We start from the raw sequence: 23054 nt of genomic DNA, 5'->3' as shown, positions 1-23054 counted from the left end.
ATCAGCCCTTCCGCTGGTCGGCCGCGTGCCGCGCGCGCACCTGGTCGCGCAGCACCACGAGCGCGGAGATGCACTCCTGCAGATCCTTCTCGACCGTTGCCAGCTCGGCATCATCGATGCGGCCGTCGTCGGCCAGCGCCGCGTCGATGTGCGCCGCCAGTGCGCCCTCCTCGCGCATGAGCTGCAGCACCAGGGCGAACAGCTCGCCGCCGGCAGCGCTCGTCTCTGGCAAGCGGACGAGGACGCGGCCATGACGCCACGCGAACGCCGACAACGCCAGGTCGGCCATGTCCGACTTACCGGCCGCCTCGAGGTGCTCGACGATCTCCGAGACCTCCTCGTAATTGACGTGATGCGTCGCGACGGCCGGCCGCAGCTTCTTGTACAGCACATGCGCTGCCGTGCCCATGCGCTGGGCCATGGCCTCGACCCCGCCGGGGTAAGCGCGCGCCGCAATGTACAGCGCATCGTGCTGATTGATCTCGGTGTAACGGCATGTCATCTCGGTAGACCTCCCTTTTTATTGCCGTTGAAGAACACATCGCCCCCGACCATCATGAAAAAAAGCCCGGGGATCGCGAGACCCCCGGGGCCAAAACGCCGCCGTCGCGGCTTGGGGAGGTGATGCTCGAAAAGGCGGGCGCCCCGACCGTGGGAGAATGCGAATTCCACTTCATCAGCCTCGAAACGGAAGGAACGCCCATGAAACTGACCGATCAGGAAGCCATACAAGCCATCACCGACGCCCTGGGTGGACTGGCGATCGCGCTTGGCGAGCAGGTCGACCCGGCCAGGCTCGCCGCCGACCTGCGCCGGCTTGCCGACGAAGCCGAGCAGCGCGGGCAAGGACCGAGCGCCGGCCTGCTCGACGAAATCGCGCGCACGGTCGAAGCGCGGCTGCCCGACCGGAATTGAGGGGAGCCGATCATGACGACCGAAGCGCCTCGATCTCAGACGCAAGCAGACGGCGATGCGCCGCCGATAGACTTTGCAACCATTGATCGCGCGCTTGAAACAATGCTGGCAGCAATGCCGGAAGAGTCGCTTGGGCAAGACCTGAAACTTCATCGCCTGAAAACCCGCGTTCTCGAACTTCAAGCAGCCTTCCTAGATCAGCGGGCGCGACTTGAACGGCCAGCGTCACGCAAACGCCGTCCAGCGTCGTCGATATCTGAAGCGTGAAATCGGATGACATCAGACGGCCTCTTCGTTGTGCCGCGCTTGGCGGCGGTCGGGGTGGGTGCGGCGGTCGGACTGGCGCGGGTCGCAGAGGCCGCAGGGGTGCTCGTCGACCATTTCGGTGGCGCCGCCCGAATGGTCGGCACGCTCGGCAGGCGGTGCGCCCACGGGAGCGCAGACGCAGACGTAGGTCTTAGCGGGCGACTTGCTGCCGCCGGCGCGCACCTCGATGCCGTAGATGTCGTCGAAGGAAATGTGCAGTCCATGCAGCGCCGCGGCGGCGATGACCCGGCGGGCCACGTCCGGCGGCACTTCCTGTCCGCGCTCGTAGTGCGAGACGTTGCCCTGCGTCACGCCGATGGCCTTGCCAAAGGCCGCTTGTGACAGCTTCAGCCGCTCGCGGATGGTGAGGATGTTGTTCATAGGAACATACTAGCGCCGCTATTTAATCGCGTCAATAGTGCTGCTCGTTGCAGATAAAATAGCGTTGCTTATGATCGAGCCATGCCAAAAACAAAAGCTTCGAAGATTGAGGACGTCCATACCCGTGAGGCCAAGGCGCTCAAGGCGATTTACGTCGAACGCGCCGTCGGATCACAGGCTGAATTCGGTGCGGAAACGGGCATCGGCACGCAGGGCATGGTGTGGCAATACCTCAATGCGAAATCGCCGCTGAATCTCGCTGCTGCGGCGAAGTTCGCAAAAGCGCTGGGCTGCGCCATCGAAGACTTCTCGCCGCGGCTGGCCGCTGAAGCGCGCACCGTCTCGGCGCTGTCTCCGGCAACAGACGCCGCCCCGGCCGCCGACGCTTCGCGCCAAGCGCTACCGCAGCCGACGCACGCCGACTACGTCCAGCTCGAGATCCACGACGTGCGGATGTCCGCCGGCGCCGGCGCCGAATGCATCGACCGCTCCGACATCGTCGCCAACCTGCCGGTGTTGAAGTCGTGGGCGCTGGAGAACCTGGGCACGGCGAACCCCGAGTACGTCAAGCTGGTCACGTGCGCCGGCATCAGCATGCAGCCGACCATAGACGACGGCTCGCTGATGTTCGTCGACGTGCGCGTGCGCGAGTTTCGCGGCGACGGCATCTACTGCCTGGCGTGGAACGAGCACCTCATCGTCAAGCGGCTGATCGCCGACGTGCTCAGCGGCAACCTGCGCATCGTCTCCGACAATCCCGACAAGGAGCTCTACCCTGACCAGATCGCCACCCCGCGCGAAGCCGACCGCCTGACCATCCTCGGCCAGGTACGGCGGTGGTTCAAGACGTGCAAGCCTTAACAACGACCCAAAGGGGGAGACAAGAAGGATGGCCATGATTCCCGATCACGACGAACACGGCCTGCTGCCGCCTGGCATCCACGACGCGACCACGGCGGAAATCGAGCAGCGTTTTTGCTGGACGCCGCGAAGGGTGATGTTGCTATCAGGACTGCAACGATTGCTCGCCGAATGGTGGGCACCGCAAGGCCTTCCGGCGGCGGTGCTGGTTGATGGCAGTTTCGTCCGGAGAAAGCCAGACCCCGATGACATCGATGCCGTGTTCGACCTCCATCCGCAGGCGCCACTGGAGCAGGCGGTAGTTTTCATGCTTCGCTGCCAATGCGAGCGGGCAGACCTCAAGACGAAGTATCATGTGGACGTGTGGCCTCGTCACCCGGCCTTGCCGAACGACTTAGCTAAGTTTTTTCAGTACTTGGGCGACAAGGCAGCGGCGGAATTGCAGCTCGATCGCACCCATCCGAAAGGTATTCTGAGGATCGTTCCATGATGACAGACGTTCGTCCGCTCTGGGACGGAACGCCCAAAGACGCGATGCGTATTTTCCTTGAGCACAGCATCGGCGTCGGCCTGCTCGCCAAGGATCAAGGCATCGCTGTCGATGCGGCGGACCTGGTAAGGGGCATCATCGACCAGATCGACAAGATCGCGTACGAGTCCTACCCGCTGTTCCAGGTGGTCGAGCACTCCGATCTGGTCCTGCATGCCGAGGGGCCGGGCGCCGAACACAATCTGCCCTGGCTGTCCGCACTCAACTGGCTGACGGGAACCGCCAACAAGAACATGCGTGCCCTAATCCGGGCGACACTCGACCTGATGGGCGTCGACGGCAAACGCATTTCGCGAGAGGCGGACCTGCGTCTGTCTGGAATTGCCCCTGGCAGCGTGTGGATCGGACTCAAGCTGATGATGCCGGAATCGCCGTTGCTGGCAGAGGACAGCGGCCTTGGCGAGCGACTGGTCGACACCGCGGCACGGCTGCCGATGCTCGCGCGTTTCATCGACGACGAAGCGCTACGCCCAGGTCTGAACGAAGCGGAGCCCGACCCGGCACAGCGCGACGCTGCGCTCATGTCGTTGTTGGCGTTCGCGCCGACCGGAAAGCGCGGCATCCATACTCTGGGGATTTCGTCGCGGCAATACGGAAGCGCCTCGCTGTCGCAACGCGAGCGCGTCGTTCTTCAAGAGGCGTTCCGGCGCCCCGTGGTCGACCGCTTGCGCGAAGGAGTGTTTCAGGGTGAAGTGCGCGAGGCGGATTTGGACAAGACGCGCTTTCATCTGCGCACGGCAGACGGCGTCGTGCGCTGCGCCTTGCCCGTGCTGCACATCGAACAGGCCAAAGCCATGCTAGGCAGCGCGGTTCAGGTGTCGGGGCGTTACGAATGCGACCCGCAAGGCCGTCCCCGGCTGATGTACGTCGAGCGCGTCGATCCCCTTCCGAAAACTGCCCGGCTGATATAGCGCGCGGCGGCGGTCCAGGCCGTCCCGCGCGGGCTTTCTTATGCCTGCTGCGGCGATGCCTGACCACTGACCGGCATCATTTTCCGGGCGAACGTAGCATGCCCCAGATGTGAAAAAGCCGCCCGGAGGCGGCTTCGTCTGGTTGATGGGCCCGGTCAGGCGGCCTTTTTTTGTCGCTGGGCTCTCGGCTTGTCGTCGGCGAGCGCGCTCTGTCTCTCGCGCATCTGCGCCGCCATCTGCCCCACGATCCGCTTTTTCTCGCACTCGGCAAAGCGCTTGAGCGCCTGCCGCATCAGGGTCTGATAGCCGAGCCCGTTGATGGTCGCGATCGACTTGAAGTCATCGATCAGCGACTTTTCAAGGCGGATCGAGATGGGTTGAAGGCCAAGCGACTCGTTGATCGCAGCAAAATCGGCGGCGCGCTCATCCTCGGACAGATGCCCAACGAAGGCTTCGTCAGCGCCCAGCTCGCCGGTGTCCCACGCCTCTTCGGTGTCGGGGATGCGTTGAGTGGCTTCCATGGTTTTCCTCATAGTGGCTTAGCGTACTTGTTGTATATACGGATGATGTTTTGATCGGCGTCGTAAGCCGACTTGATGTGCGTACCCTCTTGCCGATTGACGTACATGATCTTGATCTTTCTTCCGTAGTCGGTCTCACCCACGAACCAGCGTGTTGGCGGGTCGGTGAGGTGTTCGCTGCGCAGATCGATCAGAGGTTCTCGGGTTTGATTGGCGAAACATTGAACCAGTTCCTGTTCCGACACGGGAGGGTTCTTCCCGGCCAGCTTTTCGCGGATGCGGTCACTGATCAAGAGAGGCATGGCATCGCCCTGCTAAATGTTGTGTATATACACCATGACTGAAGTATCGGCGCTTACCCGTTCCGCGTCAAGCCCAAAACGCCACTCCCGGCGACTCCCTGGCACTTAGCGACCAAGCCCGCCTCGCGCGGGCTTTTTTTTGCGCGCTGCCAGTGCATGACGAATGCCCGATCATCCGATCATAAAACCCGCCTGCGAAGCGGGTTTTTTTATACCATCGTATCTTCGCCAAACACAGGGAGGATGCCATGGAGTTCTTGCTGGTCATCGCGCTCGTCGCGGTGCTCGTTCTTTGGTTCAAAAAGCGCGAGGCCGATGCCGCGCTGGTCTCCGCGACCGAAGCTGCAGCGAATGCAGCCAAGGCAGCCGCCGCAGAGCGTGAGCAGATGCAGCGGCAGTTCTCGTCGCAGGTCGCCTCGCTCGAAAAGCGCGTCGGCGAGCTGGCCAAGTATGAGGGCATTCTAGACGCCGACGCCAAGGCCAAGGACATCCTTGGCGAAGCAAGCGACACGTTGGCACAAGCCAAACAGGATGCCGAGCGCGAGCGCAAGGAGGCTAACCAGGCCGCCCGGGCAAAACTCGAGCAGAGCGAGACCCGCCTGCAGGCCGCCGTCGTCGAAGCATCGCGCATCATCGACGCTGCAAAGCGGCGGGCCGAAGAGATTGCCGGCGAAGCGTATGGTGCGATGAACCGCGCCAAGGAGTTCGCCGACACTGCCCAGGCGATGAAGAACCTCATCGAAGGCTACGGCGACGCCTACATCGTCCCGACCTACAACCTGCTCGACAATCTGGCCGAAGAGTTCGGTTACACCGAAGCCGGGCAGCGTCTCAAGGAGGCGCGCGAAACCAGCCGCGCCATGGTCCGGACTGGCCGCGCCGCTACTTGCGATTACGTCGAGGAGAACCGCAAGGAGACCGCCATCCGCTTTGCCGTCGACGCCTTCAACGGCAAGGTCGACTCGATCCTGTCGCGCAGCAAGGCGGATAACCACGGCAAGCTCGCGCAGGAAATCCGCGACGCCTACGCCCTGGTGAATTTCAACGGCGCCGCCTTCCGCAACGCCCGCATCACCGAGGAATACCTCGGGGCACGCCTCGAAGAGCTGAAATGGGCCGCCACCGCCAACGCGCTGAAGGAACAGGAGCGCGAAGAGCAGCGCGCGCTGCGCGAGCAGATGCGCGAGGAAGAGAAGGCCCGGCGCGAATACGAGCGCGCGATCAAGGAAGCGGCACGTGACGAGGAGGCCTTGCGCAAGGCCATGGACAAGCTGCAGGCGCAAGTCGCCACCGCGAGCGATGCCCAGCGTGCCGAATACGAGGCGAAACTGCGCGACATGGAGGAAAAGCTCGCCGCCGCTGAAGCAAAGAGCCAGCGTGCGCTCTCGATGGCGCAGCAGACGCGCGCCGGACACGTCTACATCATCTCCAACATCGGTTCTTTCGGCGAGGATGTCTTCAAGATTGGCATGACACGGCGTCTGGAGCCGACTGACCGCATTCGAGAACTGGGAGACGCCAGCGTGCCGTTCGAGTTCGACATTCACGCGATGATCTACAGCGACGACGCACCTACGCTCGAACGCTCGCTGCACGCACACTTCCGGCGCCGGCAGTTGAACAAGGTGAACCCGCGCAAGGAGTTTTTCCGCGTCGAACTCGCCGACATCCGCAGCGAAGTGAGCGCGCTCGGCATCGAGGCGCAATGGACCATGGCTGCCGAGGCCCTGCAGTATCGCGAGACGCTGCGCATCGAACAGCAGATCCTCGAAAACCCACAGATCGCCCAGGAGTGGGCGCAAGTCCAGGAGGAGATCGAAACGGAGATCGAAGAGGAAGAAGTGGCCGCCTAACTGCCTGGGCGCCAAGACCCGCCACCCGAAAGGCTGGCGGGTTTTTTTCGCCTCGAATACTAGCGCCGCTATTGCATTCGTAGAATAGCGGCGCTAGTATTTAACCATCGCCCGCCGCAACTCATCAACCAGGCAAGGCCGCGGGAAACGGCAGGGGAATCCTCCCCGACGGCGGGCGACACCGACCAAGGAGAGCGAGATGGGCGAAAGATGGCGAGTGGGAGAAGACACGCGGACGCTCGTGTCTTTGTCCGCCGGTGTCGAGCGCGGGCATGTGCACACGTATCCAGAAGGATCGAGCTGCGCTGGGCGCAGCGCATGGTGGATTACGCGCGAAGGCATCACGGCGACCGACTGGGCCGAAACGGCGGAGGCCGGGCAGGCGGCGATCGATGCGGCAGCGGAGATGCCGATGGCTCAATTCAGGCGGCTGCGCGCCCAGCAGATCCTTGCGGAGATTGCCGAGCCGCTCGACGAGCTGCAGCGCTGCGGCGGGCTCGACCTGCTGCCGCAAGCAGACCCTGCGCAGGGCGAGGAGTATCGGCGCGGCTACCGCGCGGCGCTGCTGGCCATGGCCCACCACGTCGGCGGGCAGTTGCGCGACATCGAAACCACCGTTTGAGGAGATCGACATGGCTGCAACGAGAATTCGCCCGGGCCTGTACCGGATCCGCCATCGCGGCATCACGCATGTGGTTTCCGGAACGAATGCCGCCGACGCCATCTGCACGCTGATCGAGGTGTTGAAGTGAGCGCCCCGGACCTGCAGGCGCTGGCGGGCGAGCTGCTCGAGGAGCTCTCCGCCGCGAACAAGATCATCCAGGGCGCGCTGGCGGTGATGTCGCCCGCGGAGAAGATCCGCTGGGCGGAGCGGAACGATCGGGAGGGCCTGGTCGGCGAGGATGGCGGCACGACGCGCGCCAATCCGCGCCTGGCGCTGATCCAGCGCGCCGGCGCCGCGCTGCGCGAGGCGAAGCAGGCTTCGGGTCAGGCGCGCACCGCCCTGGGCGGCTTCGTCGCGAAGTGCGTTGGCGTCGATATAGCAGCCGAGACGCTGACGTTCGAGGCGGACGCCCTCTGGCACGGCGACCTCGGATGCTGGTACACGATCATCCCGGCCAAACATTTCGAGTCGCTGGTCGTGATGCCGCAGGATGAGATCGACGAGTTCGTGCGCGCGTCGCAGCTCTGCGCGCTGCGCGACGCCTGCATCGCCCCGGCGGCGATCATGGCCCGGGCGGTGCACACGCGTGCACAGGAGGTGCAATCGTGATCCGCCTCCGCCGACTCTTGCTGCGTGCGCGGCTGATGTACGCGTGTCTCGAGACTGACCTCGCCCGCGACCGGCTGCGCCGCTGCGGACAGGCGCTGGTCGAGAACCAGGACCGCGAACGGGCCCTGTCCGAACGCCTGGCGCGCATCAACGCGCAGGCCGACGCCTGGTGGAGGGCGCGGCAATGCTGAAACGCCTCTACCAACACGCAAAAGGCGCCGTGGCCCTGCGCAACCTGAAGCGCGACTCCGCCTTGGCCGATGCCATGGTCGAGCAGCTGGAGCAACGGCTGGAAGACACGCTGGAGTCGCTGGCGATCGCCCGTACCGAGGCGACGACGCTGCGCCACAAGCTGCAGCGCGCGGAACTGCGGGTATCGACGCCGGAGGCGCGCGCGGCCGACGGCGGCGTCGATGCCGCGCAGGCGCACCGACGGGCAGCGATGCCCGGCGCCCAGCGCCGCCGGACAATCGGCCAGGACGGCCACGCCGGGTTCTGGCACGGCGACCGTGGGCACCATCACGAGGCCGACCTCGACATGGTCGACTGGCGGGCAGCCAAGCCGCGGGTCATGGGCAAGGAGATGCGCGATGACCGCTAGCGAGAAGCTCGAGGTCGAGCTGATGGAGACGATTGAGCGCCTGCGCACGAAGATGCATGGCGCGAGCCTGGAGGAGGTCTACGACGCGATCGTGGCTGCCGGCCTGCGCGCGCTGCGGCCGAACGTCGAGCTGATCGAGTGGCGACCCGCCGGCCCGGAGCTCCCCGGCTCTGACGAGGAGGCGCTGATCAAGACCCGGGATGAGTTCTCGCCGTTCTCGGTGTGGACGGCGTTCCGCGGCGAAGAGCGCTGGATGCTGACCGACGGCTGCGAGCCGGTCGATGCCGAGTCGGTCCTGTTCTGGGCGCCGATTCCGGAGGGTCCGCAGCAATGAAGCCGATCAGTCCCGACAGCACCCTGGGCCGGCTGCTGCTGATCCTGCGCGCCGGGCCGATCGAGGCCGCGCAGTTGCGCGAGCGCTGCCCGGCGGCCTACACCCAGGCCAGTACCGCCGTGCGCGCCGGGCTTGCGACCCGCTCGGAGAGCTTCGAAGGGTTCGTCTATCGCATCACCCCGGCCGGCCAGGACGCGTGCCCGCTGCGCAATCCGCTGGCGGCGCCGGGAGGGGCGCAGGCTGCAGGCGCATCGCGCCGCCCGGCGCTGAGAACAACGAAAGGAACTTTTGCCATGCAGAAAACAACGATCGCATCTCGCATCCTCGCCGTCATCCGCGCGCGCGGATCGATCGGCATCAGCCGCCAGGAGCTGCTCACGGCGCTGCCCGACATCGGCAAGGCCTCGATCGACTCGCAGCTCACCGGGCTGGCCCGGGTCGGCGACATCCATCGACCGACCAAGGGCTGGCTTGTCGCCGGCAAGGCGCCGACTGCCGAAGCGCCGGCAGCGGCAGCGCCGTCGGTGCGCGAGATGCTGGCGAAGAACGCCGAGAAACGCGAGGCACGCGAAGCTGACGACAAGCCGCTCTTCCTGCTTGGCTCTGACCGCCGGCTGCGCATCCAGGTTGGCGGCGCCAAGTTGCTGCTCGACGAGGACCAGACCACTCAACTGGCACGGCTGCTCACGGCGATCGCGCCAGGACATGGCGGCAGCAAGACCGTCTCCCAACTCACCGCCGGCGCCACGCTCACCCAGCACAGGATGAAGGTCTGATCATGGCTTACCTGCTCAACAATACCAGCGCGCAGGATCTCGCCTCGACGATCCGCTGCGCGATCGACAACGGCCGGCCGTTCGCGATCGACCGCCTGCAGGCGTCCGTAGAGGAAGAGCGCAAGAGCGCGACGCCGCGCAAGACCATCATCCGGATGCTGGAGCGGGAGATCAGGCGGCAGGAGAAAATGACGAAAGGCGAGGCGACATGAGCCTCTTCCTCTCCCCCGCCGAACTCGAAACATTGACCGGCAAGGTCCGCCCGTCGGCTCAGGTCCGCGCGCTCACGGCAATGGGCATCCGCTACACGCGGCGCCCCGACGGCGTCGTCGTGGTCGTGCGCGCCGACATCGAGGCCGAGAACAAGGCCGCGCAGAAACCGAAGCGCAAGACTAAGCCCGACTGGAGCGCCCTCGATGTCGCCGCTTAAACGCCGCCAGGAGAACCGCGGGCTGCCGGCACGCTGGACGTGGAAGAACGGGTCCGTCTACTACATCGTCCCGCCAGCATGCAAAGCGCAGTGGGATGGAAAGACATGGTTCCGGCTCGGCGGCACGCTCCAGGAGGCCTACCGGACGTGGGCCGATCGCGGCGTCGCACCGGAGAAGCCGACCACGATCGGCGAGCTGCTCGACCGCTACCTGCTCGACACCGTGCCCGGCAAGGCGCCGAAGACGCAGACCGAGAACAAGCGGCACTTGGCCACGCTGCGCGCGGTGTTCGGCGCGATGGCGCTCGAAGACCTGGAGCCGCAGCACGTCTACCAGTACGCCGCGAAGCGCGGCAAGGCGACGGCCGCGAAGCGGGAAATCGAGGTGCTGAGCCACGCCTTCACGAAGGCGGTCGAGTGGGGCCTGATCGCCGCGCACCCGTTCAAGGGCGAAGTCCGCATCTCCGGCGCCGCGCCGCGCACCCGATACGTCGAAGACTGGGAGCTGGAAGAGGCGCTGTCGCTGCCGCCGACGCGCAAGGTCGGCAGCGTCCGCATGGTGCAGGCCTACCTGCGGCTGAAGCTGCTGACGGGCCTTCGCCAGCGCGACCTGCTGCTGCTGACGGTCTCCGACTGCCGCGAGGACGGCATCCACGTCACGCCGAGCAAGACGAAGGCGAGCACCGGGAAGCGCGTGATCTACGAATGGTCGCCCGAACTGCGCGCCGCGGTCGAGTCCGCCAAGGATGCGCGACCGGCACTCTCGCCGTACCTGTTCTGCCAGCTCGACGGCAAATGCTTCGTGCGCTCCGACGGCACCGCGGGCAACTGGAACAACATCTGGCAGCACTTCATGACTCGTGTGCTGAAGGAAACCGCCGTGAGCGAGCGTTTCACCGAGCACGACCTGCGCGCAAAAGTGGGGAGCGATGCGGAGTCGCTGGAGCGCGCGCGGCAACTGCTGGCCCACTCCGACGCGAGGATGACGGCCCGCGTCTATCGCCGGAAACCCGAGCGGATCAAGCCGGCCGGAGCGGCTTGAGGCTGTCTAATAGCATTATTGCATAACCAATAAAATCAATGGCTTAATCGCTTGCCGCTGAAAATATTGTTAGACAGCTTTTTTGCTGAAAACCTTGCAAATACAAGGCTTTGAAATGGTGGGCGGTACTGGGATCGAACCAGTGGCTTCCACCGTGTGAAGGTGGCACTCTACCGCTGAGTTAACCGCCCGATAGAGAAGGTGCGTATTAAACCACAGCCCGTTGCGCGGGTCAATCCTTGCCGCGGTGCTCGGTTATAATCTCGCCTTTGCCCTCGCGGAAGATACAAGATCATGGAAGCCGAACAGCTCAACGTCCTCGCCAACCGCTTTGCGGACCTCGCCCAGCGGGCGAACGAACTGCGGAGGTATCTTTGACTACGATCAGAAGCACGATCAGCTGAACGCGGTCAGCCGCGAACTCGAAGACCCGACGGTCTGGGATAAGCCCGAACGCGCGCAGGAACTCGGCAAGGAGAAGAAGGCGCTCGAAGGCGTCGTCCTCGTCCTCGACCGCGTCGCCGCCGGCCTCGCCGACGCCAGCGACCTGTTCGAGATGGCGCGCGAGGAAAACGACGACGACACGCTGCACGCCGTCGCCGCCGACATCGACGGCATCGAGAAGGAAATCTCCGGGCTGGAATTCCGGCGCATGTTCAACAACCCGGCCGACCCGCTCAACACCTTCATCGACATCCAGGCCGGCGCCGGCGGCACCGAAGCGCAGGACTGGGCGTCGATGCTGCTGCGCATGTACATCAAGTACGGCGAGCGCAAGGGCTTCACGGTCGAGGTGCTCGAAGAATCCGAAGGCGAAGTCGCCGGCATCAAGACGGCGACCATCAAGCTGTCCGGCGAGTACGCCTACGGCATGCTGCGCTCGGAGTCGGGCATCCACCGCCTGGTGCGCAAGTCGCCGTTCGACTCGAACGCGCGCCGGCACACCAGCTTCTGCTCGGTCTTCGCCTATCCGGAAATCGACGACTCGTTCGAGATCGAGGTTAACCCGGCCGACCTGCGCGTCGATACCTACCGGGCGTCGGGCGCCGGCGGCCAGCACATCAACAAGACCGACTCGGCGGTGCGCATCACGCACATCCCGTCGGGAATCGTCGTCCAGTGCCAGAACGACCGCTCGCAGCACCGCAACCGCGCCGAGGCGATGGCGATGCTGAAGTCGCGCCTGTACGAGGCCGAGTTGCGCAAGCGCCAGGCCGAGCAGCAGAAGCTCGAGGACGCCAAGACCGACATCGGCTGGGGCCACCAGATCCGCTCCTACGTGCTCGACCAGTCGCGGATCAAGGACCTGCGCACCAACGTCGAAGTCGGCAACACGCAGAGCGTCCTCGACGGCGACCTCGACCTGTTCATCGAGGCCAGCCTGAAACAGGGGGTCTGAGCGTCGGGGCCGGCCAATGCCGGCCCGCGCCCGCGGCGCCTGTCACACTCTGACAAACTCAGACAGGCTCTGCCCGCCCCCAGCCACTCCGCCCAATCCGCCGACACCGCCCGGCAGCCCGCGCCGCTGCCGGACCCACCTCAAAGATTCCGACCGGAAACCGCCATGACCGATCAAACGCCCCAAGCCGCTGCATCTGCCACCGCCGCTGCCAACCTCGCCAGCGACGAAAATCCCCTGATCGCCGAACGCCGCGCCAAACTCGCCGAGTGGCGTGCGCAGGGCGGCGCGTATCCCAACGATTTCTCGCGCGAGAACACCGCCGGGGTGATCCACGAACAGTACCGCGACAAGACCGGCGAGGAACTCGAGGCCGCGCCGGTCGAGGTCAAGATCGCCGGCCGCATGATGCTGAAGCGCGTCATGGGCAAGGCCGCGTTCGCCACGCTGCAGGACCTCTCCGGCCGCATCCAGATCTACGTCGCCGCCGACCGCGTCGGTGCCGAGACCCTCGCCGACTTCAAGCGCTGGGACATCGGCGATATCGTCGGTGCCGTCGGCGTGCTCTTCCGCACGCGCACCGGCGAGCTGACCGTGCAGTGCTCGGAACTGCGCCTCCTGTCGAAGTCGCTGCGCCCGCTGCCGGAGAAGTTCCACGGCCTGACCGACCAGGAGCAGAAGTACCGCGCGCGTTACCTCGACCTGATCACCAACGAGGAGTCGCGCGCAACCTTCGTCGCGCGCAGCAAGCTGGTGCAGTCGATCCGCAGCTACATGAGCACGCACGGCTTCCTCGAGGTCGAGACGCCGATGATGCACCCGATCCCCGGCGGCGCCGCGGCGCGCCCGTTCGTGACGCACCACAACGCGCTCGACATGGAGCTCTACCTGCGCATCGCGCCCGAGCTCTACCTGAAGCGGCTGGTCGTCGGTGGGCTGGAGAAGGTGTTCGAGCTGAACCGCAACTTCCGCAACGAGGGGCTGTCTCCGCGGCACAACCCCGAGTTCACGATGATGGAGTTCTACGAGGCCTACAGCGAGTACAGGAAGCTGATGGACTTCACCGAGGGGCTGATCCGCCACGCCGCACGCGAGGCGCTCGGCACCGAGGTGTTCGAGTACCAGGGACGCCTTCTCGACCTGTCGCAGCCCTTCGCGCGGCTGACCATCGTCGAGGCGATCCGCCAGCAGCACCCCGAGTTCAGCATCGAGCAGTTGCACGACATCGACTGGCTGCGCGGGAAGCTTGGCGAACTGAAGGTCGAGCCGCACCCGGCGGCCGGCCTCGGCACGCTGCAGCTCCTGATGTTCGAGGAAGTCGCCGAGGCCAAGCTGTGGTCGCCGACCTTCATCATCGACTACCCGGCCGAGGTGAGCCCGCTGGCACGCCGCAGCGACAAGAACCCGGAGATCACCGAGCGCTTCGAACTGTTCATCGTCGGCCGCGAGATCGCCAACGGCTTCTCGGAGCTGAACGACCCCGAGGACCAGGCGGCGCGCTTCCTGGAGCAGGCCAAGGCCAAGGAAGCCGGCGACGAGGAGGCGATGTACTACGACGCCGACTACGTGCGCGCGCTCGAGTACGGCCTGCCCCCGACCGGCGGCTGCGGCATCGGCATAGACCGCCTGGTCATGCTGCTCACCAACAGCGCCAACATCCGCGACGTCATACTCTTCCCCCAGATGCGGCCCGAATGATGCGCCCGGCTGCGCTTGCCCATGCGGCGTTGCTTACCCCCTTGCATGGCGCTGCCATGCGGCGGGGGTGCGCGCCTTGCCTGGGCTGCGCTCGCCTAGCCGCATCGCATACGGGATTGTATTTTCAGGAAACACGCCGTCGACGGTCCTGAAGAAATAGTTGGCGACGAAATGCGCGAAAAATGAGTCCTGATTTCATTTCGTGGCTTTTCGTGTCTTTCGTGGCTCGGAAGGGGTTTCCAGGATGATTCTTCGGAAAGAAGCCTCGATCGAGCCCGCGCAGCTGTCGTTCTCCCCCGAGGGAATTCCTTTCTCGGAGGACTACGGTGACGTCTATCACACGAAGAGCGGCGGCGTCGGGCAGTCGCGGCACGTCTTTCTCGGTGGCAACGATCTGCCGCTGCGCTGGCAGGGGCGCGAGCGCTTCGTCATCCTCGAGACGGGATTCGGTCTCGGGCTGAACTTCCTCGTCACCTGGGCCGCGTGGCGCGCCGACCCGCAGCGTGCACGGCAGCTCGACTTCATCTCCTTCGAGAAGCACCCGTTCGCTGCCGTCGATCTGGCGCGCGCGCACGCGGCACTGCTCGCCGAAGCCGGCGAGGGCGGCATGGCTCCGCAGCTGGAAGCAGAACTTGCCGCGCTCGCCTGCGAGCTCGCCGCGGCCTGGCCGCCGCTGGCGCCGGGTCGCCACGACCTCGTCTTCGCCGACGGTCGCGTCCGCCTCGGCCTCGTCTTCGCCGACGCGACGCAGGCGCTGCCAAGACTTTCGGCGCCCGTCGACGCCTTCTACCTCGACGGTTTCTCGCCGGCGAGGAATCCCGATCTGTGGAGCGAACCGCTGCTCGCCGAGCTCGCCCGGCTGGCGGCGCCGGGGGCGACGCTCGCCACCTGGTCGGTCGCGGCGGCGGTGCGCCGCTCGCTCGCCGCCGCGGGCTGGCAGCTGGCCAAGCGCGCCGGTTTTGCCGGGAAGCGCGAGATGCTTTACGGACGCTGGCCGGAGGCCTAGCGGGAGCCGAGTGCCGGGGACGCTTCGATCGTCGCCAAGCGCTCGGCGATGAGTTCGGCGACGGCGTCGAACTCGTCAGCCGACACCGCCGGCGAGAACAGGAAGCCCTGCACGTAGTGGCAGCCCATCTGCCGCAGTTGCGCGAACTGCTCGGCGTCCTCCACCCCTTCGGCGACGACCTGCAGGCGCAGGCTGCGCGCCATAGCGATGATCGCCCCAACCAGCGCGCGATCGCCCTCGTCCTTGGCCATGTCACGGATGAAGGCCCGGTCGATCTTGACCTTGTCGACGGCAAAACGCTTGAGATAGGAAAGCGACGAGTAGCCGGTACCGAAGTCGTCGAGGAAGATGCGGAAACCGTTGTCGCGCAGTTCGTCGAGCCAGGTCTGGGCGGGAACGACATCGGCGAGGAGCACGCCTTCGGTGATCTCGATGGACAGGCGCTCCGGCCTGACCCCGTGCCGGCGAACGGTCTCGATCAGCCGCGCCGGGGTCAGGCCGTCGGGAATCTGCCGTCCCGAGACGTTGAATGAAAGGTAGAAGTCACGCCCCTCGCGCTGCCAGCGCGCCAGTTGCGCGCAAGCCTCTTCGAGGCACCACCCGCCGATCTCGGTGATGAGGCCGGTTTCCTCGGCCAGCGGGATGAAGACGTCGGGACTGATCAGCCCCTTCTCGCGGTGCTGCCAGCGGATGAGCGCTTCGGCGCCACCCAGTCGCCCCGTCTGGGCATCGATGATCGGTTGCAGGTAGAGCCTGAACTCATTGCGCGCCAGCGCCAGCTGCATGTCGGTTTCGAGTTCGCGACGGCGCTCGGTGGCCTCGACCATGGCCGGGTCGAAGAAGCTGAAGCGAGCGCCCCCGTTGCCCCTGGCGTCATCGAGCGCGAGTTCGGTGTTGCGCAGCAGTCCGGGGATGTCGGCGGCGTCACGCGGGAAGAGGGTGATGCCGATGCTCGCGCCGAGCTTGATCGGCAGGGCACTCGGCAAGTCGTAAGTGCGCTGCATCGCGCTGACGAGGCATTCTCCGGCAGCGGCAGCAGCGCTGCCGTCGGCGCCGGGAAGGATGACGGCGAAGGTGTCGCTGCCGATGCGCGCCAGGATGTCCGCCGGGCCGAGGCAAGCCTGGATGCGCGCGCTGGCCGCGCGCAGGATGCGGTCGCCGAAGGGCAACCCGAAGGCGTCGTTGACGCGCTTGAAACCGTCGATGTCGATCAGGAGGAAGGCGAAGGCGGCGTGCTCCTGGCCGATGGTCGAGGCCAGACGCCGTTCGAGCGCATGGCGGTTGAGGTTGCCAGTCAGGGGATCGGTGAAGGCCTGCCGGCGGGCGGCCTCTTCGGCCAGGCGCCGCTCGGTCACGTCGCTGACCAGGCCTTCGACCCTGCCCTCGCCGATCGGACTGATGAGCACGTTCAGCCAGCGGCGGCTGCCGTCGCCATAGCGGTATTCGAAGTCGTCTGCACAAGTCCGGTTGCCGCCGAGACAGTCGGCGACGAGCGCGTGCAGGCGCTCCGGTTCCTGCCAGGCCAGGGTATCGAGGTGGATGCCCGGCGCCTCAGGCGCCGACCCGGCAGGCAGGCCGAGCTGACGGCCAAGCGCCCGGTTGCACGACTCGATGGCACCGTCGGCGGCAGCGATGAAGATGCCGGTCTCGGCGTTGTCGAAGATCGCCCGGTACTTCTTCTCGTCGAGTTCGCGCTGGATGCGCAGCTTGCGTTCGTCGTCGAGCGAGGTCACCAGCCGGTCGGCCAGCGCGTTCACGTCGCCGACGAGGCGCTCCAGCTCGATCCCGGGGGCCACCTTGCCGACGGCGAGACGCTCGCCGGCAGCGGCATCCATCTGGTGCAGTTGTTCGGACAGGCCCTGGACGGGTTCGACGATGCGCCGTCGCATGACCGCGGCGATCACCACCACCAGCACCACCAAGAGGCACCAGAGGAGCAGCCCGGTGAAGCGTACCTCCTCGAAGACGACGCGCTGCACGGCCTTGTGGTCCGGGTCGAGCATGATTTCGCCGACCTGCTGCACGCTGTCGAAGGGGGAGACGATCGGACGCAGCAGGCGCGCCTTGGCGGCTTGCGCGAGGTCGGCGGCGCTGGCACCGTCGCGCTGGACACGCGCCAGCTCGCCCGCATCGGTGCGGATGACCACCGCCAGCGCCTCGCTGTTCTTCATCAGGCCACGCGCGACCTCCATGGCCAGGGTCGGGTCTTCGGTGAAGCAGGCGATGCTGACCGTACTCTCGACGGTGGCGAGCAGTTCGCCCAGCCGCTGCGTCGTCCGCTCCTGGGCGCGCTCTCCGCTCAGCCAGGCGGTGAGACCGATGAACAGCAGGCCGACGACGACCGCGCTGTAAACGATCGCGCGCGCCGACAGGTAGAGGATGCTGCGCTGTTTGGGGAGAACGGCCATGGCGAGGGTTCAGCTACCGAAATCGAAGACGATCCTGACGCGCGAATCGACGCGGGAACGCTCGAGGTAGCCGACGGCACCCGGGTTCTCGGCGACGAAGCGCAACAGGTCGTCCTCGCCGTTCGACTGGCGGGGAGGCGCCGTCCTGCCGGAAAAGACGAGGCGCGCCCAGTACGCGTTGAGGTCGGAGAGGTCCTTGCCGACCAGCAGTCGGTAGAAGCTCGCCTTCCCCGCATCGCTCGCCGGCAGGTCGACGGGAATCGCCGGCAGGCCGGAAGACAGTTGCCGGTAGCGGCCGAGGAAGATGTTAACGACCTCGTCGCGCGTCAGACGATCGATGCCGCTCCTCGCGTTGGCGACCACCACCACTTCCGCGAGGCTTGCGCTGGCCGCCAGCAGGAGCATGCCGGCGAGCAGCATGACTTTGAAGGTACGACGCGCCATGTTCAGAAGACGAAATCAAGCGAAAGACTGTACACGTTCATCCGGCCGTCGTAGGCGGGGGTGACCCACTGGAACGGATAAACTGAGGACGGCGCACCGCGGATGAAGTCGACCTGCGCCTTGAGTGCCATGTCGCGCCGGAAATCCCAGCGTACGCCGAGGAAATGCGTGAATTGGTCGGTGTGGGTGCGCGCCTGCGAAGCGGCGACCAGTGCGTCGAGTTCGCCGACACCGCTGGAAGGCAGCGACCTGGCCTTCGACCTCGCCCACGAGCGACCGACGTAGGGCGTGAATTCGTTCACGCGGTAGGCGGCGATCAGGTAGCCGGCATTGGTGTCCTGGTAGATGCCCGCCTCGTGCGTCGTCCGGCTCGCCATCAACTGCAGCTGCAGCGGGCCACGGTCGTAGCTCATCCCCGCCGAATGGAAGCGCGACACCGTGCCCGCGGTCGCCAGTGCGTCGGCCACGGCGCGCGCGGAAGCCGGCAAGCCGGGGCCGAGCAGCACGCTGCGCAGGTCGGCCACCGGCGGCAACTCGTGCTCGAAGCGCAACTGCGCGTAGCCCAGGCGCCACAACCACGAGCCCTGCTGGTAATCGAGATGACCGCCCTGCATCTGCGAGCCGTTCAGGTCGAACTGCCGGTTATCGACCGGCGCGCTCTCGCGCGACACCCCGGCGAACAGCTTGCCGCGCACGAGGCCGGCTGCGAAAGGCGCGGTCACGGCGACGTCGGCGCCGTCGATGTAGGTGAACGGCAAGGTGCCAAAGTAATCGCCGGGAGGACGGATCGGCAGGTACGAATAGCCGACCAGGCGCGAGTCGGCGAGCATGTAGAACTCGGTGCCGAGGCGTCCGACGCGCCAGGAGAACTGCGGGTTCGGGTCGTACTTCAGGAAGGCCCAGCTCACCTCCGGCCGGAACGAGCCATCGGAACGGTAGCGGCTGACCGCCTGCACCACCGCTTCGAGCTGGTCGCCGACGAGGTAGTTGGCCTGCACACCCAGAATCGAGTCGATCTTCGGCGACCAGTCGCGCTGGACGCCCCCCGGCTGCGACAGGTCGCGGACGAACTCGGCCTGGTCGGTCGTCGTCCGCGCCAGCCCGAGGGTGCCGAAACCGCGCAACGACAGGCCGGGCAGCGCGCCCTCGTCGGTCGCGGCGAAGGCGCCCGGTGCGCCGAGGACGGCAGCGGCGAGACAGCAGGCGAGCCGGAGACGGAAAGAACCGGTGCCCTTGCGCGTCGGCGAACGGCGCGGAGCGCCCTGCACGGCCCTGCCCACCCTGCCTGTCGGATTGTCATTGGCCATCGTCGCCTCTGGTCTTTCCAAGAGTTTTTTCACGCCCACCAGATCTGACGCCCGGAATTTCTGCAGCACCTCCCGATTCTAACAAATCGGCATCGCCCGGACCAATTCCAAACGAATACACAGCGAAGTCGCCGCCGCCGGCCGCCGCGTTCCGGGGCGGGCACCGCTCGATCCGTACTGCCCGGCGCTCATCCGGGACGGACGCAATGCTAAGATTTGCTTCCCCTCATTCACGCAGCCAAGTCCAGGGAGCCTAGATGAAACTCGAAACACTCGCCGTCCACGCCGGCTACAGTCCCGACCCGACCACGCGTTCCGCGGCGGTGCCGATCTACCAGACGACCTCGTACGCCTTCGACGACACGCAGCACGGTGCCGACCTGTTCGACCTCAAGGTGGCCGGCAACATCTACACGCGCATCATGAACCCGACCACCGACGTGCTCGAAAAACGGGTCGCCGCGCTCGAGGGCGGCATCGGCGCACTGGCGGTGGCATCGGGAATGGCAGCGATCACCTACGCGATCCAGACCATCGCTGCTGCCGGCGACAACATCGTCTCCTCGGCGACGCTCTACGGCGGCACCTACAACCTGTTCGCGCACACCTTCCCGCAGTACGGGATCGAGGTGCGCTTCGCCGATTACCAGGACCCGGCCGCCTTCGAGCGCCAGATCGACGCGCGCACCAAGGCGATCTTCTGCGAATCGATCGGCAACCCGCTCGGCAACGTCACCGATTTCGAGAAACTCGCCGACATCGCCCACCGCCACGGGCTGCCGCTGATCGTCGACAACACGGTGCCCTCGCCCTACCTGTGCCGCCCGATCGAGCACGGTGCCGACATCGTCGTGCATGCGCTGACCAAGTACCTGGGCGGCCACGGCACCTCGCTCGGCGGCGCCATCGTTGACAGCGGCAAGTTCCCCTGGGCCGAGCACAAGGAGCGCTTCGCCCGCCTCAACGAACCCGACGTTTCCTACCACGGCGTCGTCTATACGGAGGCGCTCGGCGCCGCCGCCTACATCGGCCGCGCGCGCGTCGTCCCGCTGCGCAACATGGGCGCGGCGCTGTCGCCGTTCAACGCCTTCCTGATCCTGCAGGGGATCGAGACGCTCGCCTTGCGCATGGAGCGGACCTGCGAGAACGCCTTGCAGATCGCCTACTTCCTGCAGCAGCACCCGAAGGTGGAATGGGTCAATTACGCGGGGCTCGCCTCGCACCCCGACCACGGACTGGTCAGGAAATACATGGGCGGCAAGGCCTCGGGCATCCTCACCTTCGGCGTCAAGGGCGGCCGCGAGGCCGGGGCACGCTTCCAGGACGCCCTGAAGCTGTTCACGCGCCTCGTCAACATCGGCGATGCCAAGTCGCTCGCCTGCCACCCGGCGTCGACGACGCACCGCCAGTTGTCGCCCGATGAACTCGAGCGCGCCGGCGTCTCCGAGGACATGATCCGCCTGTCGATCGGCATCGAGCACGCGGACGACCTGATCGCCGACCTCGAGCAGGCGCTCGCCGCCGCCTGAGCGCGTCGCCCGCACCGCCGGCCGTACGGCCGGCGGCTGGCTGGCCAGCTGGAATGCCGCGGCCTAGGATTGGCCGGGCATTGCCGGCGGCACGGCGGCGGTCCTGCCGCCGCCGCGGCGTGCGCCGCATGCGCAACAGAAGCGGTCTTCGGGCGCGAGCGCGGCGCCGCAGTGCAGGCAATACGCATCGAGCGCGTAGGCGAGTTCGGCCGGCTTGCCGCAGCCCATGCAGACGGCTGCCCGGGCGTCTCCCCAGGCCCCGCAATGAAGGCATTTCAACATGGCTCAGGCGGGAACGAACTCGACGAATTCGATGTAGAAGCGCTCGGGCTTGGCGAGGACGTCGAACTTGAGGAAGAAGCTGACGCTGCTTTCGGAAAGCTCCCACTCCTCGATCGTCCGGCTCGACGCATCGACCTTGAACACCCCGTCGAGATGGGGAAAGAGTGCCTGCAGCAGCGCTGCAGGGTCTCCCGCCGCCTTCAGCTCGCGGTAGCTCAGCTTGCCGTCGGCAGCGAGCCCCGGCAGCAGCCCTCCCGGAATGCTGCTTCCCGGCGGCTCGCAGCAGCGCCATGAGCGACCGGCGAACAGGGCATCGCCCAGAGCCGAGCGATCCCAGGGGCGTGCCTCCTGCCCGACCACCATCACGATGAGCGGGAAGGCGCCAGCGCTGCTGCGGCGGGGGTGCGCGGCAGGGTCGAGCAGGCGCACGCGCCAGCCGGAGGATGCGAGCGGCGCTGGCGGCGTGTCGGCTGCGGCGCTGGTCGCTACGGCAGGGACGAGCGCGCCGCCAGGCTCATCGGCAAGTTCGAACACCGTGACGAGGCGGTAACGCCCACTCTCGTCGGGTCCCTCGGTGAGGGTTTCCAGGATGCGGATGTGGCCCGCAGGCACGCGCTCGCGAACAGCCGGGACCGCCACGGGAACCGCGGCGGCGATGCGCAGGCCGCAGCGGCCGCAGAACTTCGCCCCGGGGCGCAGGGCGGCGCCGCAGCCGCTGCAGGTCTCACGCACGGCGCCTGCCTCCGCAGGGAAAACTTACTTCAGCTGCTCGTGCAGCAGGCCAAGGATCCTGCGCGCTGTTTCGGAACGATCGACGCCGCCCTCGCGCGAGAGGACCTGAACGGTGGTGATCGCGCCGTCGTCGCGCAGGTAGACGCGGAACTGCGTCTGCGCCTCGGCGTCGGCCGGCTTGCCCTTCCAGAAGGCCAGCTTGCCGAGAATGCCCTCGTCCTTCTTGCCCGCGTCGGGATCGACGTAGCGGACGAAGTAGAGACCCTTCGAGCGATCGCGGTCCTCGACGGTGAAGCCGACCCGGTCGAGCGCCAGACCGACACGGCGCCAGGCACGATCGAAGGACTCGTCGACTTCGAGGCTGCCGACGCCGTCGTTGCCACGCGCGAGCCTCGCCTTGTCGAGCGGCTTCGACTGAGCAGCGGCAAGCGCGGCTTCCGCGCGCTTCTCGTCGACGCCGAAACGGACCATCAGGCGACGCAGCATCTCGGCTTCGAGGTCGGGGTCGGCCGGACGCGGCTGCCAGCGCGTCTCGTCCTTGCCTTCGCTGATGAAGGTCTCGTACATGCCGCGGTGGCTGATGAAGATGTCGGTCGTCCCCGGCTCGCTGCCGGGCTCGAGGCGGGTGCGGAACTTGTCGCGTTCGGCGGTCGAATAGAGCGCATCGATGGCCTTGCCGAGCAGCGCACGCAAGCCGTCCTGCGGAATCTTGGCGCGGTTCTCGGCCCAGTCGGTCTCCATCACCCCGGCCTCGGGGCGCTCGATGCTGACGATGAAGCCGGTCTCCTGCCAGAACTCCCTGACCACGTCCCAGGCCTTGTCGGGCGTCCCGCTCACGACCAGCCAGCGCTGAGTGCCGGCTCGCTCGATGCGCGTCTTGTCGACCGCGGGCAAGACGTCGCTCTGCTGCGCCGCCACCGCCTGCGGCGAGCGCTCGGCGCTGTAAGCTGAGAAGGTGGCGCCGCCCTTGCCGCCGATGTCGGGGACGGCGAAACGGTCGTCACGCGTCGGGGCGATCAGGTCGGGCGGGACTTCCAGCCGCGGCACGGTCTGCACGGCAGTCGACTTGTAGTCGATCTTCTTCGATTCGAAGAGTTGGCCGCTGCAGCCGGCCGCCGCCATCGCCAGCACGAGCGGGGTGAGCCGAAGCGCCAAGGGCTTCACTGCCAGGGAGGAGGATTTCATCTGGGATT

Annotated in this window: 29 protein-coding genes and 1 tRNA gene; 18 read left to right on the top strand and 12 right to left on the bottom strand. The window is 66.3% G+C overall.

What is annotated here, in order from left to right:
* Nucleotide 1: 1 nt before the first annotated feature.
* On the bottom strand, nt 2-502 hold the full coding sequence (locus CCR84_RS12710; RefSeq protein WP_338052611.1) for a phage regulatory CII family protein: 501 nt from the start codon (nt 500-502) through the stop codon (nt 2-4).
* A 200-nt stretch (nt 503-702) separates the two neighbouring features.
* Here CCR84_RS12710 and CCR84_RS12705 point away from each other — a divergent pair, with 200 nt between their 5' ends.
* The gene (locus tag CCR84_RS12705; RefSeq protein ID WP_201212849.1) at nt 703-915 is read left to right on the top strand and encodes a hypothetical protein; all 213 of its coding nucleotides are present in this window, start codon (nt 703-705) and stop codon (nt 913-915) included.
* A 10-nt stretch (nt 916-925) separates the two neighbouring features.
* Here the strand turns inward: CCR84_RS12705 and CCR84_RS12700 are convergent, their stop codons facing one another.
* Nucleotides 926-1195 carry a hypothetical protein gene (locus CCR84_RS12700; protein WP_201212847.1) on the bottom strand — a complete coding sequence of 90 codons (270 nt, stop codon included), beginning with the start codon at nt 1193-1195 and terminating at the stop codon, nt 926-928.
* Entirely contained in the window at nt 1195-1602 is a 408-nt protein-coding gene (locus CCR84_RS12695; protein ID WP_201212845.1) for a helix-turn-helix domain-containing protein, read from the bottom strand. Before CCR84_RS12695 ends, CCR84_RS12700 begins: the two co-directional genes overlap by 1 nt.
* Nucleotides 1603-1683: 81 nt before the next feature.
* On the opposite strand from CCR84_RS12695, the gene CCR84_RS12690 reads away from it, so the two are divergent.
* From CCR84_RS12690 to CCR84_RS12680, 3 genes are read left to right on the top strand one after another with little or no spacing between them, the layout of a single operon-like run.
* Nucleotides 1684-2463, top strand: coding sequence for a S24 family peptidase (locus CCR84_RS12690; protein ID WP_201212838.1), 780 nt, complete (start codon nt 1684-1686; stop codon nt 2461-2463).
* Between the two features lie 28 nt (nt 2464-2491).
* Nucleotides 2492-2953: a DUF6932 family protein gene (locus tag CCR84_RS12685; protein ID WP_201212836.1), complete on the top strand. Its 462-nt coding sequence runs from the start codon at nt 2492-2494 to the stop codon at nt 2951-2953.
* The gene (locus tag CCR84_RS12680) at nt 2950-3924 is read left to right on the top strand and encodes a hypothetical protein (protein WP_242508714.1); all 975 of its coding nucleotides are present in this window, start codon (nt 2950-2952) and stop codon (nt 3922-3924) included. The genes CCR84_RS12685 and CCR84_RS12680 overlap by 4 nt, the downstream gene beginning before the upstream one ends.
* A gap of 155 nt (nt 3925-4079) precedes the next feature.
* On the opposite strand, the gene CCR84_RS12675 is transcribed toward CCR84_RS12680, so the two are convergent.
* Together CCR84_RS12675 and CCR84_RS12670 are read right to left on the bottom strand one after the other, a co-directional pair.
* A complete protein-coding gene (locus tag CCR84_RS12675) occupies nt 4080-4445 on the bottom strand; it encodes a hypothetical protein (protein WP_201212834.1) in 366 nt (121 codons plus the stop codon).
* Nucleotides 4446-4453: 8 nt separating this feature from the next.
* Nucleotides 4454-4747: a hypothetical protein gene (locus CCR84_RS12670; RefSeq protein WP_201212832.1), complete on the bottom strand. Its 294-nt coding sequence runs from the start codon at nt 4745-4747 to the stop codon at nt 4454-4456.
* Nucleotides 4748-4995: 248 nt separating this feature from the next.
* On the opposite strand from CCR84_RS12670, the gene CCR84_RS12665 reads away from it, so the two are divergent.
* From CCR84_RS12665 to CCR84_RS12620, 10 genes are all read left to right on the top strand, one after another.
* The gene (locus tag CCR84_RS12665; RefSeq protein WP_201212830.1) at nt 4996-6600 is read left to right on the top strand and encodes a GIY-YIG nuclease family protein; all 1605 of its coding nucleotides are present in this window, start codon (nt 4996-4998) and stop codon (nt 6598-6600) included.
* 199 nt (nt 6601-6799) lie between these two features.
* Nucleotides 6800-7222 carry a hypothetical protein gene (locus CCR84_RS12660; protein WP_201212823.1) on the top strand — a complete coding sequence of 141 codons (423 nt, stop codon included), beginning with the start codon at nt 6800-6802 and terminating at the stop codon, nt 7220-7222.
* 126 nt (nt 7223-7348) lie between these two features.
* The gene (locus tag CCR84_RS12655; protein WP_201212821.1) at nt 7349-7873 is read left to right on the top strand and encodes a hypothetical protein; all 525 of its coding nucleotides are present in this window, start codon (nt 7349-7351) and stop codon (nt 7871-7873) included.
* A complete protein-coding gene (locus tag CCR84_RS12650) occupies nt 7870-8064 on the top strand; it encodes a hypothetical protein (protein WP_201212818.1) in 195 nt (64 codons plus the stop codon). The genes CCR84_RS12655 and CCR84_RS12650 overlap by 4 nt, the downstream gene beginning before the upstream one ends.
* A complete protein-coding gene (locus CCR84_RS12645) occupies nt 8058-8474 on the top strand; it encodes a hypothetical protein (RefSeq protein ID WP_201212816.1) in 417 nt (138 codons plus the stop codon). Before CCR84_RS12650 ends, CCR84_RS12645 begins: the two co-directional genes overlap by 7 nt.
* Nucleotides 8464-8808: a hypothetical protein gene (locus CCR84_RS12640; RefSeq protein WP_201212813.1), complete on the top strand. Its 345-nt coding sequence runs from the start codon at nt 8464-8466 to the stop codon at nt 8806-8808. Before CCR84_RS12645 ends, CCR84_RS12640 begins: the two co-directional genes overlap by 11 nt.
* On the top strand, nt 8805-9584 hold the full coding sequence (locus CCR84_RS12635; protein ID WP_201212811.1) for a hypothetical protein: 780 nt from the start codon (nt 8805-8807) through the stop codon (nt 9582-9584). Before CCR84_RS12640 ends, CCR84_RS12635 begins: the two co-directional genes overlap by 4 nt.
* A 2-nt stretch (nt 9585-9586) precedes the next feature.
* Complete coding sequence (locus CCR84_RS12630; RefSeq protein WP_201212809.1) at nt 9587-9796, top strand: hypothetical protein; 210 nt, start codon at nt 9587-9589, stop codon at nt 9794-9796.
* A complete protein-coding gene (locus CCR84_RS12625; protein WP_201212807.1) occupies nt 9793-10014 on the top strand; it encodes a DUF4224 domain-containing protein in 222 nt (73 codons plus the stop codon). Before CCR84_RS12630 ends, CCR84_RS12625 begins: the two co-directional genes overlap by 4 nt.
* On the top strand, nt 10001-11056 hold the full coding sequence (locus CCR84_RS12620; protein WP_201212806.1) for a tyrosine-type recombinase/integrase: 1056 nt from the start codon (nt 10001-10003) through the stop codon (nt 11054-11056). The genes CCR84_RS12625 and CCR84_RS12620 overlap by 14 nt, the downstream gene beginning before the upstream one ends.
* A gap of 116 nt (nt 11057-11172) precedes the next feature.
* On the opposite strand, the gene CCR84_RS12615 is transcribed toward CCR84_RS12620, so the two are convergent.
* Nucleotides 11173-11247: transfer RNA gene (locus CCR84_RS12615), tRNA-Val, on the bottom strand.
* A gap of 103 nt (nt 11248-11350) precedes the next feature.
* Here CCR84_RS12615 and prfB point away from each other — a divergent pair.
* From prfB to mnmC2, 3 genes are all read left to right on the top strand, one after another.
* A protein-coding gene (gene prfB, locus CCR84_RS12610; protein WP_201212797.1) for a peptide chain release factor 2 occupies nt 11351-12455 on the top strand; the annotation gives its coding sequence in 2 pieces (ribosomal slippage) (nt 11351-11431 and nt 11433-12455; 1104 coding nt in all).
* Nucleotides 12456-12620: 165 nt separating this feature from the next.
* Entirely contained in the window at nt 12621-14153 is a 1533-nt protein-coding gene (gene lysS, locus CCR84_RS12605) for a lysine--tRNA ligase (RefSeq protein WP_201212789.1), read from the top strand.
* A gap of 244 nt (nt 14154-14397) precedes the next feature.
* The gene (gene mnmC2, locus CCR84_RS12600) at nt 14398-15159 is read left to right on the top strand and encodes a tRNA (5-methylaminomethyl-2-thiouridine)(34)-methyltransferase MnmC2 (RefSeq protein WP_201212787.1); all 762 of its coding nucleotides are present in this window, start codon (nt 14398-14400) and stop codon (nt 15157-15159) included.
* On the opposite strand, the gene CCR84_RS12595 is transcribed toward mnmC2, so the two are convergent.
* The 3 genes from CCR84_RS12595 to CCR84_RS12585 are packed head-to-tail and all read right to left on the bottom strand — an operon-like array spanning nt 15156 to nt 19318.
* Nucleotides 15156-17567, bottom strand: coding sequence for a putative bifunctional diguanylate cyclase/phosphodiesterase (locus CCR84_RS12595; RefSeq protein ID WP_201212785.1), 2412 nt, complete (start codon nt 17565-17567; stop codon nt 15156-15158). The genes mnmC2 and CCR84_RS12595 overlap by 4 nt on opposite strands.
* Before the next feature lie 9 nt (nt 17568-17576).
* The gene (locus CCR84_RS12590) at nt 17577-18011 is read right to left on the bottom strand and encodes a type 2 periplasmic-binding domain-containing protein (protein ID WP_201212783.1); all 435 of its coding nucleotides are present in this window, start codon (nt 18009-18011) and stop codon (nt 17577-17579) included.
* Nucleotides 18012-18013: 2 nt separating this feature from the next.
* Nucleotides 18014-19318 (bottom strand): hypothetical protein, encoded by a 1305-nt coding sequence (locus tag CCR84_RS12585; RefSeq protein ID WP_201212781.1) that lies wholly within the window; start codon nt 19316-19318, stop codon nt 18014-18016.
* Between the two features lie 257 nt (nt 19319-19575).
* Here CCR84_RS12585 and CCR84_RS12580 point away from each other — a divergent pair, with 257 nt between their 5' ends.
* Nucleotides 19576-20847, top strand: a complete 1272-nt coding sequence (locus CCR84_RS12580) for a bifunctional O-acetylhomoserine aminocarboxypropyltransferase/cysteine synthase (protein WP_201212779.1) — start codon at nt 19576-19578, stop codon at nt 20845-20847.
* Between the two features lie 63 nt (nt 20848-20910).
* Here CCR84_RS12580 and CCR84_RS12575 read toward each other — a convergent pair whose 3' ends face one another.
* From CCR84_RS12575 to bamC, 3 genes are read right to left on the bottom strand one after another with little or no spacing between them, the layout of a single operon-like run.
* Nucleotides 20911-21129, bottom strand: coding sequence for a double zinc ribbon domain-containing protein (locus CCR84_RS12575; RefSeq protein WP_201212777.1), 219 nt, complete (start codon nt 21127-21129; stop codon nt 20911-20913).
* A gap of 3 nt (nt 21130-21132) precedes the next feature.
* A complete protein-coding gene (locus CCR84_RS12570; protein WP_201212775.1) occupies nt 21133-21861 on the bottom strand; it encodes a zinc ribbon domain-containing protein in 729 nt (242 codons plus the stop codon).
* A gap of 24 nt (nt 21862-21885) precedes the next feature.
* Entirely contained in the window at nt 21886-23046 is a 1161-nt protein-coding gene (gene bamC, locus CCR84_RS12565) for an outer membrane protein assembly factor BamC (RefSeq protein WP_201212773.1), read from the bottom strand.
* Nucleotides 23047-23054 lie beyond the last annotated feature (8 nt).

Source organism: Rhodocyclus purpureus (assembly GCF_016653115.1).
Lineage (GTDB): Bacteria > Pseudomonadota > Gammaproteobacteria > Burkholderiales > Rhodocyclaceae > Rhodocyclus > Rhodocyclus purpureus.
The sequence above is the reverse complement of the archived record's forward strand: the minus strand, read 5'-3'. Positions and strand labels throughout refer to the sequence as shown.

What these genes read in the sequence shown, in the direction of transcription:
- lysS (WP_201212789.1), top strand. Translation starts at nt 12,621, where the DNA reads ATGACCGATCAAACGCCCCAAGCCGCTGCATCTGCCACCGCCGCTGCC.
- CCR84_RS12660 (WP_201212823.1), top strand. Translation starts at nt 6,800, where the DNA reads ATGGGCGAAAGATGGCGAGTGGGAGAAGACACGCGGACGCTCGTGTCT.
- CCR84_RS12575 (WP_201212777.1), bottom strand. Translation starts at nt 21,129, where the DNA reads ATGTTGAAATGCCTTCATTGCGGGGCCTGGGGAGACGCCCGGGCAGCC.
- CCR84_RS12635 (WP_201212811.1), top strand. Translation starts at nt 8,805, where the DNA reads ATGAAGCCGATCAGTCCCGACAGCACCCTGGGCCGGCTGCTGCTGATC.
- bamC (WP_201212773.1), bottom strand. Translation starts at nt 23,046, where the DNA reads ATGAAATCCTCCTCCCTGGCAGTGAAGCCCTTGGCGCTTCGGCTCACC.
- CCR84_RS12685 (WP_201212836.1), top strand. Translation starts at nt 2,492, where the DNA reads ATGGCCATGATTCCCGATCACGACGAACACGGCCTGCTGCCGCCTGGC.
- CCR84_RS12665 (WP_201212830.1), top strand. Translation starts at nt 4,996, where the DNA reads ATGGAGTTCTTGCTGGTCATCGCGCTCGTCGCGGTGCTCGTTCTTTGG.
- mnmC2 (WP_201212787.1), top strand. Translation starts at nt 14,398, where the DNA reads ATGATTCTTCGGAAAGAAGCCTCGATCGAGCCCGCGCAGCTGTCGTTC.
- CCR84_RS12595 (WP_201212785.1), bottom strand. Translation starts at nt 17,567, where the DNA reads ATGGCCGTTCTCCCCAAACAGCGCAGCATCCTCTACCTGTCGGCGCGC.
- CCR84_RS12620 (WP_201212806.1), top strand. Translation starts at nt 10,001, where the DNA reads ATGTCGCCGCTTAAACGCCGCCAGGAGAACCGCGGGCTGCCGGCACGC.
- CCR84_RS12640 (WP_201212813.1), top strand. Translation starts at nt 8,464, where the DNA reads ATGACCGCTAGCGAGAAGCTCGAGGTCGAGCTGATGGAGACGATTGAG.
- CCR84_RS12670 (WP_201212832.1), bottom strand. Translation starts at nt 4,747, where the DNA reads ATGCCTCTCTTGATCAGTGACCGCATCCGCGAAAAGCTGGCCGGGAAG.
- CCR84_RS12580 (WP_201212779.1), top strand. Translation starts at nt 19,576, where the DNA reads ATGAAACTCGAAACACTCGCCGTCCACGCCGGCTACAGTCCCGACCCG.
- CCR84_RS12690 (WP_201212838.1), top strand. Translation starts at nt 1,684, where the DNA reads ATGCCAAAAACAAAAGCTTCGAAGATTGAGGACGTCCATACCCGTGAG.
- CCR84_RS12700 (WP_201212847.1), bottom strand. Translation starts at nt 1,195, where the DNA reads ATGTCATCCGATTTCACGCTTCAGATATCGACGACGCTGGACGGCGTT.
- CCR84_RS12680 (WP_242508714.1), top strand. Translation starts at nt 2,950, where the DNA reads ATGATGACAGACGTTCGTCCGCTCTGGGACGGAACGCCCAAAGACGCG.
- CCR84_RS12625 (WP_201212807.1), top strand. Translation starts at nt 9,793, where the DNA reads ATGAGCCTCTTCCTCTCCCCCGCCGAACTCGAAACATTGACCGGCAAG.
- CCR84_RS12585 (WP_201212781.1), bottom strand. Translation starts at nt 19,318, where the DNA reads ATGGCCAATGACAATCCGACAGGCAGGGTGGGCAGGGCCGTGCAGGGC.
- CCR84_RS12695 (WP_201212845.1), bottom strand. Translation starts at nt 1,602, where the DNA reads ATGAACAACATCCTCACCATCCGCGAGCGGCTGAAGCTGTCACAAGCG.
- CCR84_RS12590 (WP_201212783.1), bottom strand. Translation starts at nt 18,011, where the DNA reads ATGGCGCGTCGTACCTTCAAAGTCATGCTGCTCGCCGGCATGCTCCTG.
- CCR84_RS12675 (WP_201212834.1), bottom strand. Translation starts at nt 4,445, where the DNA reads ATGGAAGCCACTCAACGCATCCCCGACACCGAAGAGGCGTGGGACACC.
- CCR84_RS12630 (WP_201212809.1), top strand. Translation starts at nt 9,587, where the DNA reads ATGGCTTACCTGCTCAACAATACCAGCGCGCAGGATCTCGCCTCGACG.
- CCR84_RS12645 (WP_201212816.1), top strand. Translation starts at nt 8,058, where the DNA reads ATGCTGAAACGCCTCTACCAACACGCAAAAGGCGCCGTGGCCCTGCGC.
- CCR84_RS12705 (WP_201212849.1), top strand. Translation starts at nt 703, where the DNA reads ATGAAACTGACCGATCAGGAAGCCATACAAGCCATCACCGACGCCCTG.
- CCR84_RS12710 (WP_338052611.1), bottom strand. Translation starts at nt 502, where the DNA reads ATGACATGCCGTTACACCGAGATCAATCAGCACGATGCGCTGTACATT.